Source organism: Shinella sp. HZN7 (assembly GCF_001652565.1).
Classification (GTDB): Bacteria; Pseudomonadota; Alphaproteobacteria; order Rhizobiales; family Rhizobiaceae; genus Shinella; species Shinella granuli.
On the sequence record NZ_CP015742.1, the window covers coordinates 96,677 to 115,810 of the forward strand.

Consider the following 19,134-nt stretch of genomic DNA (forward strand, 5'->3'; position numbering starts at 1 on the left):
GCGGACGGGAGACAGACGCGCGCCTTATAGCCAGGGAGGAATTTCCATGAAAAGAGCTTTCAACTACGCCGCCATCACGGCAGTCGCGGCCATGTCACTCACGATGTCCAACGTAAGTGCACGGGCGGATGAATTTATCAACGTGCTGACGGGCGGCACATCCGGCGTCTATTATCCGCTCGGCGTCGCGCTATCGAAGATCTACGGCGAGAAGATCGAAGGCGCCCGCACCCAGGTCCAGGCCACCAAGGCCTCGGTCGAGAACCTGAACCTCTTGCAGCAGAGCCGCGGCGAGATTGCCTTCGCGCTCGGCGATTCGGTCAAGTTGGCCTGGGAAGGCAATGCCGAGGCCGGCTTCAAGGCGCCACTCAACAAGCTGCGCGGCATTGCCGCCATCTACCCGAACTACATCCAGATCATGGCGTCGAAGGATTCGGGCATCGCCACGCTCGCCGACTTCAAGGGCAAGAGTCTTTCGGTCGGCGCGCCGAAATCCGGCACGGAGCTCAATGCCCGCGCCATCCTGACGGCGGCTGGCATGAGCTATGACGACCTCGGCAAGACGGAATATCTGCCGTTCGCCGAATCCGTCGAACTGATGAAAAACCGCCAGCTCGACGCCACGCTGCAATCGGCCGGCCTCGGCGTCTCGTCCTTCAAGGACCTCGCGACCTCGCTCGACGTGCAGATGGTCTCGGTTCCGGAAGACATCGCCACGAAGCTCGGCGCGCCCTACATCGCCGCGACCGTTCCGGCCGGCACTTACCAGGGGCAGGACAAGGACGTGCCGACGGTCGCCGTGGTCAACTTCCTCGTGACCCACTCGGAGGTTTCCGACGAGACCGCCTACCAGATGACGAAACAGCTCTTCGAGAACCTTCCGGCCATGGTCGCCGCGCACAAGGCGGCCGAGCAGATCGACCTCAAGGAGGCGCTGAAGGGCATGCCGATCCCGCTGCATCCGGGCGCCGAGCGCTTCTACAAGGAAAAGGGGCTGCTCTGACGAGTCCGGGACGATCCATGCGGCGACGGAGGAGCGCCGCATGGAAGCCCTCACCCATCGGCGCTCGGGAGGAAACGATGCACGACACCCATGGACCGGTCGACGGCGCAGCCGTCGATCTCAGCAAGCATGACGCGCTCGCGGGCGCTTTCCCCGCAACGGCGGAAGGACGCCTGCTCTTTGCGATCGCCTTCCTGTTTTCCCTCTTCCAGATCGCCACAGCCGCGCACATGCTCGATCCGCCGAGCCAGCTCATCCGCGCGATTCATGTCGGCTTCGTCACCGTCCTGATCTTTCCGCTGCTCGCCGCCATGTCCGGCAAGGGCGGCGCCACGCGCATCCTCGCCTGGAGCCTCTCGGCGCTCGGCGCGGCGGTCGCATTTTACCAGTGCTACGAATATGCCGACCTCCTGCTGCGCGCAGGCGACCCTCTGCCGCAGGACATCGTCTTCGGCGTCATCGGCATCGGCGTCGTCTTCGCCGCCGCCTGGGCGCTGATGGGACCGGCGCTACCGATCATCTCCGGCGTCTTCCTCGCCTATTGCTTGTTCGGCGAATACTTGCCCGCCCCGCTCGATCACCGCGGCTACGATTTCTCCCAGGTCATCGATCACATGGCCTACGGCACGGAGGGCATCTACGGTATTCCGACGCTCGTCTCCTCCAGCTACATCTTCCTCTTCATCCTGTTCGGCGCCTTCCTGGAAAAGGCGGGCATGATCCAGCTCTTCAACGACGTCTCGCTCAGCCTCGTCGGCGCGCGACGCGGCGGGGCCGCGAAGGTGTCGATCATCTCCTCCGGCCTGATGGGCACAATTTCCGGCTCCGGCGTCGCCAACGTGGTCACGACCGGCCAGTTCACCATTCCGCTGATGAAGCGCTTCGGCTACCGCCCCGCCTTCGCCGGCGGCGTCGAGGCCACCGCCTCCATGGGCGGCCAGATCATGCCGCCGGTGATGGGCGCTGTCGCCTTCATCATGGCCGAGACGCTCGGCGTCGAGTATCATGAGGTCGTCAAGGCCGCCCTCATTCCCGCGATCCTCTACTTCGCCTCCGCCTTCTGGATGGTGCACCTGGAGGCTGGCAAGCGCGGGCTTCTCGGCCTGCCCCGCGACGAGCTGCCCTCGGCGCGCGCCGCGATCGCCAGGGGCTGGTATCTCGTCCTGCCGCTCGCCGCACTCGTCTGGCTGCTGTTCTCCGGCTATACGCCGCTCTTCGCCGGCACGGTCGGCCTCGGCTTCACGCTGCTGCTCATCCTCGGCAGTTCCATCGCCCTCGGCCTTCCCTCGACGGCGATCCGGACGATCTTCTGGATCGGCCTCGGCCTCGTCGCCGCCGCCTTCTTCAAATTCGGCATGGAGGTCATCGTCGTCGCGCTGGCGGTGCTGATCCTCGCCAATGCCGCGTGGAAAAGCGGCCGGGAGACGCTCGCCATCTGCCGCGACGCGCTGGCGGAAGGCGCCAAGACAGCGCTGCCGGTGGCCATCGCCTGCGCGCTCGTTGGCATCATCATCGGCACGATGACGCTGACCGGGGCGGCCAACACCTTCGGCCAGTTCATCGTCTCCGTCGGCGGCAAGAGTCTGTTCCTGTCGCTGCTCCTGACCATGGTGACCTGCCTCGTGCTCGGCATGGGCATTCCGACGATCCCGAACTACATCATCACATCCTCCATCGCCGGGCCCGCGCTGCTCGAACTCGGCGTGCCGCTGATCGTCAGCCACATGTTCGTGTTCTATTTCGGCATTCTCGCCGACCTGACGCCGCCCGTCGCGCTCGCCTGCTTCGCTGCCGCGCCCATCGCCCGCGAGAGCGGCCTGAAGATCTCCTTCGAGGCCATCAAGGTCGCGGCCGCCGGCTTCGTCATCCCCTTCATGGCCGTCTATTCGCCAGCGCTGATGTTGCAGGACGGCGGCCCGGCCGCCGCGTCCCTCGGCTATCCCGCGGCCGTCGCCTATATCGTCTTCAAGACGGGCTTCGCCATCGGTCTGTGGGGCGCGGCGGTGATCGGCTTTGCCGCCGTGCGGCTCAACCTCTTCGAGCGGGCGCTGGCCACCGCCGCCTCCTTCACCATGCTCGCCGCGCTGCCCCTGACGGACGAGATCGGCTTCGCGCTTGGGGCCGTCTTCGCCGTCCTCGTCTGGCGCAGAGCGCGAGCGGCGGTCGCGCCTAAAGCGGCATGAGCACCCTGCTGTGCCTTGCCGGCGGCAAGGCCATCGTCCTTGCCGCCGGTCTCTTCACCCTGAGCTGGACCCATTCGGTGGAGAAGATCGCGTGGCAGGAACGCTGGGCCGTCACGCCGGACGGACTGGTGCTGCGGGAAGCGCGCGTGAAGGGATCGGGCGCCGGCATGGAGCCCGGCGAAGGCGCGCACCGCGAGGACGGCTGGTGGGTGTGGGAGCCGCGTGCCGCGCCGCTTGCCGAACTGGTCCTCGCATCGTCCGGCGCCACCGGCTCCGGCTGGACGCTCTGCGCCGCAAACGGATGCCGAGAGCTTGGCCGCGAGAAGGGAGAGCCCATCGTCCTGCGGCCCTGCGCCGAAGCCGGCGCGGATACCGGGCAGGAGCCTGGCAAATGATCCGGGACACCATTCTCCTGTTCTTTCCAAACGCAAGGGGCGCTAAGCTCTCGGCCGAGAGAAATGAGAGACGGATCGGTCCCGGAATGACGCGCACCATCGGCCGCATGACGATCGCCATGCTTGTCGTGACCTGCATTGCCCCCTTCGTCGCCTATCACCTGGCAAGCGGCGTCGCCATCGGCACGCTCGAAGGCCAGCTTCAGCGCAGCCTCGTCCTGACCAATCGCGCCATCGAAACGGAGATCGAGCGCTTCCGCTACCTGCCGATGGTGATCGGCGAGGATGCGCGTATTCGCGCGATAGCCGGACCGGAGCGCGGCGAGGCAGCCCTTGCCGCCGCCAATGCCTATCTGGAGACCATCGTCCGGCAGGCCGGCCCTGCCGAACTCTACGTGCTCGATGCGCATGGCGTGACCCTTGCGGCGAGCAACCATGCGACGCCGGAAAGCTTCGTCGGGCAGAACTACAGTTTCCGCCCCTATTTCCGCAATGCGTTGCGCGAAGGAGAGGGCCGCTACTACGCCATCGGCGTAACGACCGGCAAACCTGGCTATTTCCTCGCCTCGCGAATCGATATCGCCAGAAAGCCGCCCATCGTCGTTGTCGTAAAAGCGGACCTGTCGCCGCTGGAGCTGACCTGGGAGGCAGCTGGCGTGCAGACCGCCATCGCCGACCGCTGGGGCATCGTCTTCCTCTCCGGCAACCCGGACTGGAAGTACCGTCCGCTGGTACCGCTCGGGACGGAAGCCTCGGCGCGGCTTGCGGCGGAACGCACCTACGAGGGCGCCGACCCTGCGGCGCGCAGGCCGATCCTGCCACAGGGGGTGGGCCTGCCCTCCGGCGCCTTGCAGGAACCGGCGCTCCGCCTCGCGGAGAGCGGCACGCCGTTGCTCGCCCGCTTCTCGCCGGTCGAGCCGGACGGCTGGCGCGTGCTGGCGGCGACCGGCACCGGGGATACGGCCAAGCTCGCCGGCTTCTGGGCGCTCACCGCGCTAATCGCCGGGCTCCTTGCGACCGGCACGCTGTACTTCCTGCATCAGCGCGCCCAGATCATGCGCATGCGGCTGCGGCAAGGCGAACTGCTCGAACACATGGTGGCCGAACGCACCCAGGATCTCGCCTGCGAGATCGACATGCGCCGCCGGACCGAGGACGAGTTGCGCCGCGCCCAGGAAGGCCTCATCCATTCGGAAAAGATGGCGGCGCTCGGCCGCATGTCGACGGCCATCGTGCATGAGGTGAGCCAGCCGCTCGCGGCGCTCGACGCGACGCTTGCCACCGCAGGCGTACTGGTGGGCAAGGAAGCCGCCGAAGCCGCGGGCGAGCGCATCGTCGATGCCCGCTCCCTCGTCAAGCGCATGCAGCGCACCGTCAAGCATCTCAAGACCTTCGCGCGCAAGGATGCCTCGGACCTTGAGGAGGTGTCGATCGACAGCGTCATCCGCAACGTGGCGGACCTCGCCGCCCCGCGCACGAAAAGCCTCGGCATCACCCCGGTCATCGAGACACAGGCACCTTCGCCCGTTGTAATCGCCGTCGCACTGAAGCTTGAGCAGGCGATTCTCAATCTCCTTTTAAACGCGCTGGATGCCGTCGAAGGGCGGCCCAATCCCGCCATCACCATCCGGCGCACGCAGGATGCCGATCGGGTGGAGGTGGCGATCATCGACAACGGATCGGGCATCGCGCCGGAACATCGCGAGCGCATTCTCGAACCTTTTTTCACCACCAAGCTGACGGGCGAGGGCCTTGGCCTCGGCCTGTCCATCGCCACGACGATCGTACGCGAATGCGGCGGCGAAATCCGGTTCGCCGAAGTGCCGGGCGGGGGAACCTCCGCCACCGTCTCCGTCCCGCTCGGCAGGCGCGGCGCCGGACGCCTGGAGGCGGCGCAATGAAGCGCGGCCGCATCCTGCTCGTCGACGACGACCGCGATCTCCTGAAGGCTGCGACGGACTGGCTCACCGTGAGCGGTTTTTCCGTCGACGCGTTCCATCGACCAGAGGAGGCCTTCGCGGCCCTGCTGCGCATCGGGCCCGATGTCGTCGTCACCGACGTGCGTATGCCGGGCATCGACGGCATGATGCTGCTCAATTCCATCGTCCGCCAGAAGCCGGATGTGCCTGTCGTGCTCATCACGGCCCATGGCGATGTCGGCCTTGCCGTCCAGGCGATGAAACACGGCGCGGAGGACTTTCTGGAAAAGCCCTACGATGCCGACCGCCTGCTCTCCGTTCTCGACAAGGCCGTGGAGAAGCGGCGCATGAGAGAGGAGATCGCACGTCTCCAGGGTCTTGTCGGCGTCGGCGAGGAAAAGGACGCCATCATCGGCGACAGCCCAGCGATCCGCGACTTGCGCAACCGCGTCGCGACGCTTGCCGATGTCGATATTGACGTCCTCGTCATCGGCGAGACAGGCACGGGCAAGGAACTTGTCGCCCGAGCGCTCCACCGGCTCAGCCGGCGCGCCGCCGGACCTTTCGTCGCCATCAACTGCGGGGCGCTGCCGGAATCCATCTTCGAAAGCGAGGTCTTCGGCCATGTGAAAGGCGCCTTCACCGGCGCGAGCGCAGATCGCGAGGGCAAGTTCGAGCATGCCGCCGGCGGCACGATCTTTCTCGACGAGATCGAATCGATGCCCCTCGGCCTGCAGGCGAAGATCCTGCGCGTGCTGCAGGAGCGGGTCGTCGAGCGCCTCGGCGAGAACCGGCTACGCTCCGTCGACGTTCGGATCGTCGCGGCCGCCAAAAGCGACCTTCTCGCCGATATTACGGCCGGGCGCTTCCGCGAAGACCTCTTTTATCGCCTCGCCACGGTCGACGTTCGCATTCCGCCGCTGCGCCAGCGGCGCGACGATATCGGCCTGCTGTTCGGCCATTTCGCTTCCCTTGCGGCGCACAGATACGGCCGGCCCGTTCGGGCGGTTCCCGCCAGCCGGATCGAGCAATTGCGGCAACAGGAGTGGCGCGGCAATGTGCGTGAACTCAAGGCGCAGGCCGAGCGTTTTGCCCTCGGCCTCGACGAACCTGCCGCGACGGTGCGCGATACCCCCTTCAAGGACGACACGCTCACCCTGCCGGAGCGGCTGGCAGCTTATGAGGCGCATGTCATCGGCGAAGCGCTGCAACGCAACGACGGCAACACCGCCCGCGCCGCCGCGAGCCTCGGCGTGCCCCTTCGCACATTGAGCGAGAAGATGAGCCGCCGGGGTCTTGCGGGCCCGCGCAGACGCCGCCCCGACCACAGAGAGGAATGACATTGGCATGAGCAGGCAGCCGCAAAGCGTTTTTGTCTTCGGATTTCACAGGATTTGCCAATGACGTCGCGATGGGGATGGCTGCTTTCGCAGCTTGTGCGCCGGATTTGGGTCCGGGCGACGTTATTTTCCGTTCTCGCCATCGTAACGGCATTGATCGCCATCGTGGTGGCCCCCTTCATCCCCGGAGACCTTTCAACCCGCATCGGGGCCGATGCGGTGGACAACATTCTCGGGATCATCGCTTCCAGCATGCTGACGGTTACCACCTTCTCCTTGAGCACCATGGTATCCGCCTATTCCGCCGCGACCAGCAACGTCACACCACGCGCGACGAAACTTGTGATGGAGGACAGCACGACGCAGAACGTGCTCGCGACCTTCGTCGGCTCCTTTCTTTTCAGCCTCGTCGGCATCATCGCCCTCAGCACGGGGGCTTACGGCGACCAGGGCCGCGTGGTGCTGTTTCTCGTTACGATCGGCGTCATCGGTCTCGTCATCGTGACCCTGCTGCGCTGGATCGACCATCTCTCGCGCCTGGGACGTGTCACCGAAACGACGGAAAGGGTCGAGGCCGCGACGATCGAGGCGATGCGCGCCCGCCGGCAGCGCCCCCATCTCGGCGGTCAAAGGTTGGCGGACAGGACGGACATCCCGTCGGTCGCCAAGCCTGTCTTCATCGACAGGATCGGATACATCCAGCATCTCGATACCGGTACGCTTTCCGATATCGCGACCGCTGCGGAGGCACGAATCTTTGTTCACCTGATCCCCGGCCAGCTCGTTGATCCGACAAGACCCGTCGCCTTTTTCGACGGCGGGACAGAGCAGGACGCTGAGAAAACGGTGGCACAGATCGCCACCTGCTTTTCGGTGGAGGACACCAGGACATTCGATCAGGATCCCCGGTTCGGCGCCTCCGTTCTGGCGGAAATCGCCTCGCGCGCCCTTTCCCCGGCCGTCAATGACCCGGGCACAGCCATCGACGTCATCAGCCGGGCATTGCGGGTCCTTGCCGTGTGGACGGAGCCGGTCGAAGCCGGACAAGATGCCGAGGTGCTCTATCCCGATATCCATGTCCCGGCGATCGAACTGGATGACATCTTCGACGATCTCTTCACGCCGATTGCACGAGACGGCGCGGCGATCGTGGAAGTCGGCATCCGCCTGCAGAAGGCATTCGCCACTCTGGCAAACTTCCGCCAGCCACGGTTCCGCGCGGCCGCGGAGCGGCACTCGAAAGAAGCGCTTGATCGCGCCGCCCTGGCTCTCGGGCTGGAGAGTGACCTGCATAGGCTGCAGGAGGCGGCAAAAAGCGTTCGAGATCCTAACAGGGTGAAATAAAGCAAAAACGCCATAAGAACGCCATGTCGGAAGATGATTTTCCGGACACGATTGTTGACGCGGGCGGTCCTTGGCTGCGACAACGGCCGCATGCAGGCACCGATCACGATCGACCCGGAATACCTGACAAGCCGGCTGAAGGCGTTGCTCGCCATACCGAGCCCCACGGGTTTCACCGACGAAGCCGTGCGCTATACCGCGCGCGAACTCGAAAGCCTCGGGCTGGAGGTCAAGCTGACCCGCCGCGGCGCGATCCGCGCCCGCCGCCCCGGCGCTGCCGGCCGCCCGGCGCGCGGCATCGTCTCCCATCTCGATACGCTCGGCGCGCAGGTCAAGGCGCTGAAGGGCAACGGGCGGCTCGAACTCGTCTCCATCGGCCATTGGTCGGCGCGGTTCGCCGAGGGCGCGCGAGCCTCGATCTTTTCCGGCAAGGGAACCTATCGCGGCACGATCCTGCCGCTGAAGGCGTCCGGCCACACGTTCAACGAGGAGGTCGACACCCAGCCGACGGGCTGGCGGTATGTCGAACTGCGCATTGACGCGCTGGCGCGCGACCGCAAGGACATCGCGCAGCTCGGCATCGATGTCGGCGATATCGTCGCCATCGATCCGCAGCCCGAATTCCTCGACAACGGCTTTATCGTCTCGCGCCATCTCGACGACAAGGCCGGGGTCGCGATCATGCTGGCCGCGCTGGAGGCCATGCAGCGCGAAGCGGTCGAGACGCCCGTCGATACCTACTGGCTCTTCACCATCGGCGAGGAAGTGGGGGTCGGCGCCTCGGCCGCGCTGGTGCCCGATATCGCCTCGCTGGTCGCCATCGACAACGGCACGACCGCACCCGGCCAGAATTCCGACGAGTTCGGCGTGACGCTCGCCATGGCCGACCAGACCGGCCCCTTCGACTACCACTTGTCGAAGAAGCTCTTCGAGCTTTGCGGCGAACACGGCATCCGCGTCCAGAAGGACGTCTTCCGCTACTATCGCTCGGACGCCGCCTCCGCCATCGAGGCCGGGCACGACGTGCGCACCGCCCTGCTCGCCTTCGGCGTCGACGCCTCGCACGGTTACGAGCGCATCCATCTCCATGCGCTGATCTCGCTGGCGCGGCTGGCGGTCTTCTATGCGGCGAGCGAGGTGCAGATCGAACGCGACGCCGAGGAGATCTCCGGCCTGCGCGGCTTCACGCACCAGAAGGTGGAGCAGGCCGAACAGGACCTGAGCGCGGACGAGCCGGACGCCCCCTGACGGGCCGACGGCCATTTAATCATGATAAATTATTGCATGGTGGAAATTTATCCTTATAAATAGGCCGAACGAACGACGCCAAATCGAAAGGATCTTCCCCATGAAGAGGCTGTTTCGGAGCGCCCTTGCGGCGGCCGCCCTTACTTGCGCCGCGCTTGTCCCGGGGCTCATCGCCCTGCCGGCCGCAGCGCAGACCCCGCCCGACGTGCTCGTCGTCGGCCAGATCGCCGAGCCCCAGTCCCTCGACCCGCACACGGTGACGGCGACCAACGACTTCCGCATCCTCGTCAACCTCTATGACGGCCTCGTGCGCTTCAAGGACGGCACGCTGGAGGTTGAGCCGGCGCTCGCCGAGAGCTGGGAGGTTTCCGACGACGGCAGGACCTACCGGTTCAAGCTGCGCGAGGGCGTGAAATTCCACGACGGTTCGGATTTCGACGCCGAGGCGGTGAAGTTCAACTTCGACCGCATGCTGAACAAGGACCATCCGTTCTACAACACCGGCCCCTTCCCGCTTTCCTTCAACTTCTCCTCGATCGCCTCGGTCGAGGCCGTCGATCCGCACACGGTCGAGTTCAGGCTGAAGGAGGCCTTCGCGCCCTTCCTGTCCAACCTCGCCTATCCGACCGGCCTGATCGTCTCGCCGGCCGCGGTGGAACAGCACGGCAAGGACTACGGCCGCAGCCCCTCCGGCACCGGACCGTTCAAATTCGCCGAATGGCAGTCGAACCAGCGGGTGGTGATCGAACGCAACCCGGACTACTGGGGCGGCACCGCGCAGCTTGAGGCCGTCGTGTTCCGGCCGGTCACCGACGCCAACACGCGCGTGGCGGAAATGATGGCGGGCGGCCTGGACGTGATGGTGGAGGTGCCGCCGGACAATCTCGCGACCTTCAGGCAGGACGCCAATTTCGCCGTCGCCGAACAGGCCGGCCCCCATGTCTGGTTCGCGATCCTCAACACGAAGGAAGGCCCCTTCGCCGACAAGCGCGTGCGCCAGGCGGCGAACTACGCGGTCAACAAGGAAACGCTCGTCAAGGACGTCCTGCAAGACACCGCGACGGTCGCCGCCGGGCCCATTCCGCCGGCCTTCAACTGGGTGGAAAGCACGGTCGAGCCCTATCCTTACGACCCGGAGAAGGCCAAGGCTCTCCTGGCCGAGGCGGGCGTGGAAAACCCGCAGGTGACCTTCTACGTCACGGAGGGCGGCTCCGGCATGCTCGATCCGGTCACCATGGGCGCGGCCATTCAGGCGGACCTCCAGGCGGCGGGCTTTACGGTGAAGATCGAGACCTACGAGTGGAACACCTTCCTCGGCCGCGTCAATCCGGGCCTCGAAGGCAAGGCGGACATGGCCGAGATGGCGTGGATGACCAACGACCCGGACACCGTGCCCTATCTGACGCTGCGCACCGACGCCATGCCCGACAAGGGCGGCTTCAATTCCGGCTACTATTCCAATCCGGAGGTCGATTCGCTGCTCGAACAGGCGCGCGCATCGACGGACCAGGCCGAACGCGGCAAGCTCTACGCGAAGGTGCAGGCGGCGGTGCATGAGGACGCGCCCTGGCTCTTCGTCGCCAACTGGAAGCAGAACGCCGTGACCACGGCCGCCGTCCAAGGCTTCAAGCTGCAACCCTCCTTCCTTCTCGACCTGCGCGGCGTGGCGAAGCAATAGCGGCGCCCGCCGCGAAGATCGGGAGGTCCCATGCCGGCCTATATCGCGAAGCGGCTGCTCGCCGTCGTGCCCGTGCTGTTCGGCCTGTCGGTCATCGTCTTCCTCGTGATGGCGCTGATCCCGGGCGATACGGCGACGGCCATTCTCGGCGCCTATGCCACGCCGGAAAACGTCGCGCGCATCAACCGGGACCTCGGCCTCGACAAGCCGCTGGCGCAGCAATATCTGATCTGGATCGGCAACGTGCTGCACGGCGATTTCGGCCGCTCCTTCGCGCTCAACCGGCCGGTTCTCGACGAGGTGCTGGAGCGCTTTCAGGCGACGCTCGTGCTGGCGGGCGTGTCGCTGGTGCTCTGCTCGACCATCGGGCTTCTGGCCGGCGTCGTCTCGGCGGTGCGCCAGTTCGGCTGGGCGGACCGGGCGATCACCTTCGTCGTGCTCGCCGGCATCTCGATGCCCTCCTTCTGGCTCGGCCTGCTGCTCATCTACCTCTTCGCCGTGCACTGGCGCATCCTGCCGGCTTCCGGCATGTATGCCGTCTATGGCGGCGGCGATCTCAAGGATCTCCTCCTTCATCTCATCCTGCCGGCCGCAACCCTTTCGGTCGTCGCGGCCGGCGTCATCGCCCGGCTGACGCGCGGCGCCATGCTGGAAGTGCTGCGGCAGGACTACGTGCGCACGGCCCGCGCCAAGGGCCTGCCGGAGCGGCGCGTGATCTACGGCCACGCCTTCCGCGCCGCGCTGGTCGGCATCATTCCCGTCATCGGCATCCAGGCCGGTTTCGTTCTGGGCGGCGCGGTCTATATCGAGACGGTCTTCCAGTGGCCCGGCATCGGCGCGATGCTGGTGAAGGCCATCTCGACGCGGGACATCCTGCTCGTGCAGGGCGGCGTGCTCGTGGTGGCGGCGAGCTACGTGCTGTTCAACCTCGCGGCCGACCTGCTCCAGTCCATGCTCGACCCGAGGATCCGCGCATGAGCGCGCACGCCGTCACAGCGGCCTCCGCATCCCGCGCCTGACCGCCTGGCGCCTGCTGGCCAACAACCGGCTGGCGGCGGCGGGGCTCTGCCTCATCCTCGTCATCGCGCTTCTCGCCCTGCTCGTCCCGCTCTTGCCGCTGCCCGATCCCGACGCGACCGCCCCCGCCGAGCGCCTGAAGCCGGTGCTGACGGAAGGCCACCTGCTCGGTACCGACCAACTCGGCCGCGATATCCTCAGCCGCCTGCTCTGGGGCGCGCGCATTTCGCTGGCGGTCGGTCTCGCGGCCACGTTCATCGCCGCGGTCCTCGGCTCGGCGATCGGCATCGTGGCCGGCTATGCAGGCGGGCGGGCGGACAACCTCATGATGCGCGGCATCGACATGCTGATGGCCTTTCCCTATATCCTGCTGGCGCTGGCCATCGTCGCCGCCCTCGGCCCCGGCCTCATGAACGCGCTCTACGCCATCGCCGTCGTCAACATTCCCTTCTTCGCGCGCAACGTGCGCGGCGTGACGCTCGGCTACGCGCATCGCGAATTCGTCGATGCGGCGCGGCTTTCCGGCAAGGGACCGCTCGCCATCGTCGTCACGGAGGTGCTGCCCAACGTCCTGCCTGTCATCGTCATCACCATGTCGACCACGGCCGGCTGGATGATCCTCGAAACGGCGGGGCTGAGCTTCCTCGGCCTCGGCGCGCAGCCGCCGCAGGCCGATCTCGGCTCGATGCTCGGCGAGGGACGCGCCCAGCTCTTCACCGCGCCGCATGTCTCCATCGTCCCCGGCGTGATGATCTTCCTCATCGTCATCAGCCTCAATCTACTGGGGGACGGCATCCGCGACGTGCTCGATCCGCGCCTGCGCTCCGGCGCGCTCGCAAGGCCCGGCCCCGTCACCCATGTCGCGCCCGGCCGCGCCGCGCCGCCAAACACGGCGAAGGACGCCGCCCTTTCCATCAAGGGGCTGGAAACCGGCTTCCGGCGCGGCCGCGATGTCCTGCCGGCGGTGCGCGGCGTCTCTCTCCACGTCCGGCCGGGCGAATGCCTCGGCCTCATCGGCGAAAGCGGCTCGGGCAAGAGCGTGACGGCGCTGTCCGTCATGGGCCTCGTCGCCTCGCCGCCCGGCCTCATCCGCAACGGCGCGATCTACCTGAAGGACGAGGACGTGCTGGCCATGCCCGAGACGCGCCTCATCGCCAGCCGGGGCAGCCGCGTCGCCTATGTCTTCCAGGACCCGCTGACGACGCTGCACCCGATGATGCCGGTTGGGCGGCAGGTGGAGGAGGCGGTTGCCGCGCACCAGCCGCTCGGCGCGGCGGAACGTCGCGAAAAGGCGGTCGCCCTGCTCGACAAGGTCGGCATTCCCAACGCCCGCGAGCGGGCGAGGCACTATCCGCATCAGCTCTCGGGCGGCCAGCGCCAGCGCGTCGGCATCGCCATGGCGCTCGCCAACGATCCGGACGTCATCGTCGCCGACGAGCCGACCACCGCCCTCGACGTGACGGTGCAGGCGCGCATCCTCGAACTTCTGCGCGACCTGCAACGCGAACGCGGCATGGCGCTCCTCTTCATCACGCACGATTTCGGCGTGGTCTCGGAAATCTGCGACCGCGTGGCCGTCATGAAGGACGGCGAGATCGTCGAGGCGGGCGAGACGCGGCAGGTGCTGGCCGACCCGCAGCATGCCTACACGAAACGGCTGATCGCCTGCGTACCGGAACTGGGCACGGGGGATCGTTTCCTGGAGCGCGTGGCCGGCCTGTTCCGCCGGGAGGCGCAGGCGTCATGACGGCCGATGCCATCGAAATCCGCGACCTTTCCAAGAGGTTCGGCGGCGGGAAAAGGCTGTTCGGCAGGCCGCGCCACGCCGTAGACGCCGTGAAATCCGTCTCGCTGACCCTCCGGCACGGCGAAACGCTGGCCCTTGTCGGGGAAAGCGGCTCGGGCAAGAGCACGCTGGCCCGCATGCTGGTCGGCCTCGAGACGCCGACGTCCGGCAGCCTCGCCATCGGCGGCAGGGATGCCGGCGTCCTGCGCCGCGAGGGACCGAAGGCCTTCGGCAGGATGATCCAGTATGTCTTCCAGGATCCCGTCGCCTCGCTGAACCCGCGCAAGACGGTGCGCGACATCCTTGAAACCCCGCTCGCCCTCCTCGCAGGCCAGGAACCGGCCCGGCGGCGCGTGCGCATGGAGGAATTGCTCGACGCGGTGCGGATGCCGGTCGACGCGCTTTCGCGCTATCCGCACGAGTTTTCCGGCGGTCAGGCCCAACGCATCGCCATTGCCCGTGCGCTGGCGGCCGAGGCGCGGATCCTCGTACTCGACGAGCCGGTGAGCGCGCTCGATGTCTCGGTGCAGGCGCAGGTTCTTCTGCTTCTGCGCGACCTGAAGGCACGTTTCGGCCTCTCTTACCTCTTCATCAGCCATGACCTCGCCTTGGTCGAGGCGATCTCGGATCGTGTCGCCGTGATGTATTTCGGCGAGATCGTCGAGACGGCGCCGCCGGCGCGCCTGTTCGCCGATCCCGGACATGCCTATACACGGCGGCTTGTCGCGAGCGCGCCTCGCATCAGTGGAAAATGATTGCAATGGATGAAAAGCAGATCCCAACGGGCGAGGACGGCAAACAGTTCTACACTCCGGCCGGCAAGACGAAGCGCCGGCCTGAGGCCATCGCTGACCTGATGAAGGACTATATCCGCGCGGAGGGCCTTGCCCCCGGCGCGCGCCTGCCGCAGGAACGCGTGCTGATCGACCGCTTCAAGGCCGCAAAGGGAACGGTGCGCGAGGCGATGAAGGCTCTGGAGACGCAGGGGCTCGTCTTCACCCGTAGCGGCCCGGGCGGCGGCGCCTTCGTCGCCCAGCCCTCCGCCCGGCACGCCATGGAACTGCTCTCGACCCATTTCTTCTTCGACCAGCCGAGCCTTTCGGACATCTACGCCATTCGCAAGGCGCTGGAGCCGGAAGTGGCCGCGCTGCTCGCCGGGCGCGTTACCGACGGCCAGCTCGCCCAGCTCGAAAGCACGATCCGCATCTACGACCATCCGCCGGGCGACGCGGAGGAACAGTATCGCCAGCGCGTGGCCGAACTCGATTTCCATTCGCAACTGGCACAGCTCTGCCCCAACCCCCTACTCGGCTTCCTGTGCGGCCTGATGCACAACCTGCTGCGCGAGCTTCCGCTGGCCAGGAGCATCTACGCCGATCCCGCGCCCAGTTCCCGCGAGGAAGGCCTTTCGTTCCAGTACCGCCTGATGGCCGCCCTGAAGGACGGGCGGGCCGAAGACGCGCGACGCATCGCCGCCGAGCACATGGCGTTTGCCGAAGCCTACATGCTGGCCCGCACCGGAGCGGACGATTGAGGTTGCCGGCGGAACATCCGGCCACGTCGCGCATTGTTTTCGCATGACGTCAGGGCCGTGGACATCTTCCCGGCCCTGACGTTTCGTTTTGTACTCACAAAGGAGGTTTCAGCCCGGTTCATGTGTGGAATTTGCGGAGAAGTCAGGTTCGACGGCGGGTCCCCGTCGGTGTCGGCAATCTCGATCATGGCGGATGTTCTCGCCCCCCGGGGCCCTGATGCCTCAGGTGTCGTGGTGCGGGGCCCTGTGGGGCTCGGACACCGGAGATTGCGAATCCTCGATCTCTCGGACAGATCGCAGCAGCCGATGATCGACGCCGATCTCGGCCTGTCGCTGGTCTTCAACGGCTGCATCTACAACTTCCGCGAACTGCGGGCCGAGCTTGAGGAAAAAGGTTACCGGTTCTTCTCCGACGGCGACACCGAGGTCATCCTGAAGGCTTGGCATGCCTGGGGCGAGGACTGCGTCTCGCGCTTCCACGGCATGTTCGCCTTCGTGCTGCACGAGCGCGACAGCGGCCGCCTCGTCATGGCGCGCGATCGCTTCGGCATCAAGCCGCTCTATCTCGCCGAGGCCGGCGGCGCGCTACGCTTCGCCTCCAGCCTGCCGGCCATCGTCAAAGCGGGCGGCGTCGATACGTCCATCGATGTCGAGGCGCTGCACAACTACATGACCTTCCATGCCGTCGTGCCGCCGCCGCGCACCATCCTTTCCGGCGTGCGCAAGCTGCCGCCGGCTACCATCCGCGTCTACCGGCGGGACGGCGGCTTCGAGGACCGGCGCTACTGGGATCCGCCCTACAGCCGCCGCGCGGGCGACGGCGCGATGACGCGGCGGGACTGGCAGGAGCAGCTTCTCGAGGCGCTCCGCACCGCCGTCAAGCGCCGCATGATCGCCGACGTGCCGGTCGGCGTGCTGCTGTCCGGCGGCGTCGATTCGAGCCTCATCGTGGGCCTGCTCGCCGAGGCGGGCCAGCGCGGCCTGATGAGCTTTTCCGTCGGCTTCGAGGAGGCCAATGGCGAAAAGGGCGACGAATTCGTCTATTCCGACCTCATCGCCCGCGAATTCGGCACGGATCACCACAAGATCTTCGTGCCCTCGGCAAACCTGATGGAGGCGCTGCCCGGCACCATCGCCGCCATGTCCGAGCCGATGGTCTCCTATGACAATGTCGGCTTCTACCTGCTCTCCAGGGAGGTCTCCCGTCACATAAAGGTGGTGCAATCCGGCCAGGGCGCGGACGAGGTGTTCGGCGGCTATCACTGGTATCCGCCGCTCGTCGATAGCAACGATGTCGTGTCCGATTACGGCAGGGTGTTCCGCGACCGCTCGCACGAGGTGCTGCGCACGCAGCTCGCGGACGAATGGATCGCTGGCCACGACGCCAGCGGCGCGCTTTTGCGGGACCATCTGCTGCGCGCGGGCGCCGACACGCCCGTCGACCAGGCGCTTCGCCTCGACAGCAACGTCATGCTGGTAGACGATCCGGTCAAGCGCGTCGACAACATGACCATGGCCTGGGGCCTGGAAGCGCGCGTCCCCTTCCTCGACCACGAGCTTGTGGAGCTTGCCGCGCGCATCCCCCCGGAGGAAAAGCTGCGCGACGGCGGCAAGGGCATCCTCAAGGATGTCGCCCGAAAGGTGGTGCCGAGCGCGGTCATCGACCGCAAGAAGGGCTATTTCCCGGTTCCGCAGCTCAAATATATCGCCGGTCCCTATCTCGACATGATCCGCGACACGCTTCATTCGCAGAAGGCCCGCGAGCGCGGCCTCTTCCGCGACGCCTATCTCGACCGCCTGCTCGACAGGCCCTCGGAGCACATCACGCCGCTGCACGGCTCGGAACTCTGGCAGGTCGGCCTGCTGGAAATGTGGCTTCAGGCGCAGGGGGTGTGAGGTGAAGAAGGCAGGGGAAAAGACCACGCCGCGCCAGCGGGCCAAGGGAACCAAGGCGGTGAGCCACCGCCTGAAGCAGTTGCGCACGCGCGCGCAGCCCGGCCGCCAAGTGGGCCGGCCGGACGCGTCGGAAAAGCAGAAGGAGGACGTGGTGCTGGATTGCGGCTGGGGCCGGCTGCTTTTCGCCCAGACGTTCTCGGAGGACGAGACGCTCCTGTCGAAACTGCGCGAGGAGGCGCCGTCGAGCCGCGACATCGCCTTTTACGTGCGCGATCCGCATGTGCTGCTGTCGCGCGCGCCGCAGGAGGTCTTCCTCGATCCCTCGCACACGTTCCGGCTCAACCTGTCCACCTACCGGGCGAGGACCCGCCGCATGCGCGCCGTCACGATCCGCCGGCTTTCCACCGAGGCCGACGCGGACGGCATCAACCGGGTCTATGCCGCCTGCGGCATGGTGCAGATCCGCAAGGACTTCTTCTCGTCCGACAGGGACAATCGCTCGCTCACCTATTTCGTCGCCCAGGACGACACGACCGGCGAGATCGTCGGCACGGTCACGGGCATCGATCACCAGCGGCTGTTCAACGATCCCGACCGGGGCGCCTCGCTCTGGTGCCTCGCCGTGCATCCACATGCCCGCCAACCGGGCATCGGCGAACGGCTCGTCGGCAAGCTGGCCGAGCATTTCCAGGCGCGCGGCCTCTCCCACCTCGACCTGTCGGTGATGCATGACAACGAACTGGCGATCAAACTCTACGAGAAGCTGAACTTCCACCGCATGCCGCTCTTCGCCATCAAGCGCAAGAACGCGATCAACGAGAAGTTCTTCGCCATGCCGCACCAGTCCTACGACGCCCTCAATCCCTATGCGCGGCTGATCGTCGACGAGGCGACACGGCGCGGCATCCATGTGGAGATCACCGATGCCGAGGGCGGCTTCTTCCGGCTCGCCCATGGCGGCCGCTCGATCCATTGCCGCGAGAGCCTTTGCGAACTGACCTCGGGCGTCGCCATGTCGATCGCCGACGACAAGGCCATCGCCCGCCGCGTCGTCGCCACGGCCGGCCTTGCCGTGCCCGACCAGACGGAGGCGGGCGAGGACCGCGCGCGCATCGCGGCCTTCCTCGAAAAGCACGGCAAGCTGGTGGTCAAGCCGGCGCGCGGCGAGCAGGGCCGCGGCATTTCCGTCGGCATCGCCACGCTCGACGCGCTCGACGCGGCGATCGCCGAGGCGCGCACGGTCTGCGACCGGGTGCTGCTCGAAGCCTGCTTCGAGGGCGAGGACCTTCGGCTCGTGATCATCGATTTCAAGCTGGTCGCCGCCGCCGTGCGCCGCCCGCCCCGCGTCATCGGCGACGGGCGCAGCACCGTCGCCGCGCTCGTCGAGATGCAGTCGCGCCGGCGCGAGGCCGCCACCGGCGGCGAGAGCCGGATCCCGCTCGACGCGGAAACGGATCGCTGCCTTGCCGAACAGGGGCTTAATCTCGACACGGTCCTGGCCGAAGGGCGAGAGATCACCGTGCGCAAGGCCGCCAATCTCCACACCGGCGGCTCGATCCACGACGTCACCGACACCGTGCATCCCGATCTCGTCGCCGCCGCCTGCCGCGCCGCGCGCGCCATCGACATACCGGTCGTCGGCATCGACTTCATGGTCAGGGACCCGTCGGAACCGGACTACGTGTTCATCGAGGCAAACGAACGGCCCGGCCTTGCCAACCACGAGCCGCAGCCGACGGCGGCGCGTTTCGTCGACCTGCTGTTTCCCGGCACCCGCGCAATGGTATAGAT

The 19,134-nt window shown here is 66.7% G+C and carries 14 protein-coding genes; all 14 read left to right on the top strand.

Features of this window, described 5'->3' with window-relative positions; genetic code table 11:
- Positions 1–46 precede the first annotated feature (46 nt).
- Positions 47–1,003 (top strand): TAXI family TRAP transporter solute-binding subunit, encoded by a 957-nt coding sequence (locus shn_RS31400; protein WP_064334440.1) that lies wholly within the window; start codon positions 47–49, stop codon positions 1,001–1,003.
- Between the two features lie 77 nt (positions 1,004–1,080).
- Complete coding sequence (locus shn_RS31405; RefSeq protein ID WP_064334441.1) at positions 1,081–3,186, top strand: TRAP transporter permease; 2,106 nt, start codon at positions 1,081–1,083, stop codon at positions 3,184–3,186.
- Positions 3,183–3,581: a DUF1850 domain-containing protein gene (locus shn_RS31410; protein WP_064334442.1), complete on the top strand. Its 399-nt coding sequence runs from the start codon at positions 3,183–3,185 to the stop codon at positions 3,579–3,581. Before shn_RS31405 ends, shn_RS31410 begins: the two co-directional genes overlap by 4 nt.
- A gap of 86 nt (positions 3,582–3,667) precedes the next feature.
- Entirely contained in the window at positions 3,668–5,482 is a 1,815-nt protein-coding gene (locus shn_RS31415) for an ATP-binding protein (protein WP_064334443.1), read from the top strand.
- Positions 5,479–6,840, top strand: coding sequence for a sigma-54 dependent transcriptional regulator (locus shn_RS31420; protein WP_064334444.1), 1,362 nt, complete (start codon positions 5,479–5,481; stop codon positions 6,838–6,840). The genes shn_RS31415 and shn_RS31420 overlap by 4 nt, the downstream gene beginning before the upstream one ends.
- A 60-nt stretch (positions 6,841–6,900) precedes the next feature.
- Complete coding sequence (locus shn_RS31425; RefSeq protein ID WP_064334445.1) at positions 6,901–8,184, top strand: DUF2254 domain-containing protein; 1,284 nt, start codon at positions 6,901–6,903, stop codon at positions 8,182–8,184.
- Positions 8,185–8,274: 90 nt separating this feature from the next.
- The gene (locus tag shn_RS31430; RefSeq protein WP_064334476.1) at positions 8,275–9,432 is read left to right on the top strand and encodes an osmoprotectant NAGGN system M42 family peptidase; all 1,158 of its coding nucleotides are present in this window, start codon (positions 8,275–8,277) and stop codon (positions 9,430–9,432) included.
- A gap of 100 nt (positions 9,433–9,532) precedes the next feature.
- Positions 9,533–11,110, top strand: a complete 1,578-nt coding sequence (locus shn_RS31435; RefSeq protein WP_064334446.1) for an ABC transporter substrate-binding protein — start codon at positions 9,533–9,535, stop codon at positions 11,108–11,110.
- Between the two features lie 30 nt (positions 11,111–11,140).
- Positions 11,141–12,088, top strand: a complete 948-nt coding sequence (locus shn_RS31440) for an ABC transporter permease (RefSeq protein WP_064334447.1) — start codon at positions 11,141–11,143, stop codon at positions 12,086–12,088.
- Between the two features lie 28 nt (positions 12,089–12,116).
- Positions 12,117–13,874, top strand: a complete 1,758-nt coding sequence (locus shn_RS31445) for a dipeptide/oligopeptide/nickel ABC transporter permease/ATP-binding protein (protein ID WP_064334448.1) — start codon at positions 12,117–12,119, stop codon at positions 13,872–13,874.
- Complete coding sequence (locus shn_RS31450) at positions 13,871–14,668, top strand: ATP-binding cassette domain-containing protein (protein WP_064334449.1); 798 nt, start codon at positions 13,871–13,873, stop codon at positions 14,666–14,668. Before shn_RS31445 ends, shn_RS31450 begins: the two co-directional genes overlap by 4 nt.
- A 5-nt stretch (positions 14,669–14,673) precedes the next feature.
- On the top strand, positions 14,674–15,447 hold the full coding sequence (locus shn_RS31455; protein ID WP_371328636.1) for a FadR/GntR family transcriptional regulator: 774 nt from the start codon (positions 14,674–14,676) through the stop codon (positions 15,445–15,447).
- 120 nt (positions 15,448–15,567) lie between these two features.
- Positions 15,568–17,343 carry an N-acetylglutaminylglutamine amidotransferase gene (locus shn_RS31460; protein WP_064334451.1) on the top strand — a complete coding sequence of 592 codons (1,776 nt, stop codon included), beginning with the start codon at positions 15,568–15,570 and terminating at the stop codon, positions 17,341–17,343.
- A gap of 1 nt (position 17,344) precedes the next feature.
- Complete coding sequence (gene ngg, locus shn_RS31465; protein WP_064334452.1) at positions 17,345–19,132, top strand: N-acetylglutaminylglutamine synthetase; 1,788 nt, start codon at positions 17,345–17,347, stop codon at positions 19,130–19,132.
- The last annotated feature ends 2 nt before the right edge of the window (positions 19,133–19,134 follow it).